This is a genomic window from Wolbachia endosymbiont of Madathamugadia hiepei (assembly GCF_013366855.1).
Classification (GTDB): domain Bacteria; phylum Pseudomonadota; class Alphaproteobacteria; order Rickettsiales; family Anaplasmataceae; genus Wolbachia.
The window spans coordinates 1-2150 of sequence record NZ_WQMP01000156.1; the positions used below are offsets into that span (position 1 = coordinate 1).

The 2150-nt window shown below is 36.2% G+C and carries 1 protein-coding gene and 1 pseudogene; both read right to left on the reverse strand.

Annotated features, from left to right (window positions below):
- Nucleotides 1-203: 203 nt before the first annotated feature.
- Nucleotides 204-1568 (reverse strand): ankyrin repeat domain-containing protein, encoded by a 1365-nt coding sequence (locus tag GO685_RS04885; protein ID WP_175937818.1) that lies wholly within the window; start codon nt 1566-1568, stop codon nt 204-206.
- A gap of 352 nt (nt 1569-1920) precedes the next feature.
- Nucleotides 1921-2150: pseudogene (locus GO685_RS04890) on the reverse strand (Rpn family recombination-promoting nuclease/putative transposase); the annotation flags it as partial.

Sequence of the window (2150 nt, forward strand, 5' to 3'; positions counted from 1 at the left end):
GGTTTAAAAGCAGCTAGATTGCAGCGTTTAAGACTAAAAAGATGCCAATATTTTTGAACAGGTATTGACCAGGGCTTCTTTTGCTTTTTTTCTCGCTTGGTAAAATTTTTATTACTAAAGTAGTATCACAAATCCCAGTGCCAGCTACTTGGATGACAAAAAAGGAGCTACTTACATGACACTACTTTTGCTGAATAGATACATTAAATATAGAGTAAGTTTTCCAGCATAGCCTTAGTTTTTTTATACATTCTATTTCTTTCTCTATATTTGATTATAGGCTTAAAAATAAATGGTAATCCTAGAATTGTTAAGCTTAAAGCCAGGGTTGAAAACATGCAAGAAGCTTTGTATTTACTATGTAGCTCTTTCAGGTAAAGTATTAAAAACCTACAAAATTTCTTGTAGTTTTCGTTGATGTCTGCTCTGCCATTAGCTTTGTTGATAAACATGTCTATTGCAGTGTAACCATCTTTGCACTTAATGCTAAGGTCTGCTCCTTTCTCTATCAACCACTGGGCTATATCAAAATAATCCCTTTGGACAGCAAGATGCAGAGGTGTATAACCCTGTTGCTCGCAGATATTCATATTGGCTTTGACTTCCAGTAACATTTTCACAATCTTTGTATGACCTTTTTTAACTGCTAGCAGCAGGGGAGTTCTGTTACATTTGGTGACAGCATTCACATTTACTTTAAGCTCCAATAAGAACCTAACTGCTTTAGTGTCACCATTATAGCTAGCTTTATGTAACCGGGCATTACCATTGAAATCTTGATCATTTGCATCTATTCCCTTTGAAACAAGAAATATTACCATTTTCCCATTGTTATGCTCAACAGCGCAATCCAATGCATCAAAACCATGGCTGTTTTTTGTACAGATAAATTCTTTAAAGTTAGCTTTTGCTTGCTGTTTCTTTACAATAAGTTTCACTATTTGCATTTTATTGTTATATGCCGCTAGGAAGAGCGTAGTATTATTCTCAGCGTCTTTTGCTTCTATATTCGCCTCTTTTTTTATCAGATATTCTATAATTTCTTCTCTACTCTCATAATGTGCGGTACACTGATAAATGGTCAGAAATAAAGGAGTGTGAAGATTATTATCTTCGCATTCAAGATTGGCTCCACTATCAACTAAAGCTTGGACACTTTTTTTGGAACCGTATAGTGAAGCTATGTGAAGAGGAGTGTAGCCTTCTTTAGCATCTCTTTCATTAATTTTTGCACCTTTTGCGATCAAAAAACCTATTAATTCCGTATCATCTTGTAGCGCAGCAAGGTGAAGCGGAGTAAATCCATTTTTATCTTTGGAATTAATTGTCAGCTGGTTGACAAGAAGTTTAGCAATTTTCTTATGTCCATGCATAACAGCATAATGCAGCGGATTTCTATTTTCGCTGTCTACGACATTAAAATCTGCCGCATGCTCTAGCAATGATCTTACTCTAGCTGCATCGCCTTCTTTTGTAAATTTATGCAAAAGAGTGATTCCATTTGCATCTTTTGAGTTAATATCAAATCCACTTTCTACTAACTGGTTTATGTCTTCCTCATGCACCATACCGCTTAAACTTCTAGTGAAACCCTTTTCGCATCAATAATACTCCCACTTAATTAAGTTTGAGTGAATCTGTAAGAGACATACTGATTGCTTATGCGAAAGGTGGTGTTTTTTTGTACGCCAAGAAGTGCGTAAGGAACAGTTGGTGAAGCAGGTACCTGGATTATGCTGTGCAAGGTGTAAAGCTAATGGAATGACACCACTTGTTGTAAAAACAAATGTTCGTTCATAAATTGCAACCAGCTATAAACATTAAGAAATTTACTAAGTAAGAAAAAAAAGCCCCGGTCGGTAGCTAATTATTTATATGCACTGCAAAATATCAGTATCTGCTCGGCCAAGTGATTTGAAATTAACTCGTAACTTCTTCTGTGAGTTGTGCAATTTCAGCTCTAGGAAGACCAGTAGTTTGAGCTATGATATCAATAGAAACTCCTGCTTTAAGTAGGTTTTTAGCAACTTCAATTTCCCTTTCTTTTCTGCCTTTTTCATGGCCGATTTGGATGCCTTCCTCTCTCCCCTCCGCTCTGCCTTCTTGTCTGCCTTTTTCAGTAGCATCATCAAGTTTTTGAGCGAGAATAG

What these genes read in the sequence shown, in the direction of transcription:
- GO685_RS04885 (WP_175937818.1), bottom strand. Translation starts at nt 1,568, where the DNA reads ATGGTGCATGAGGAAGACATAAACCAGTTAGTAGAAAGTGGATTTGAT.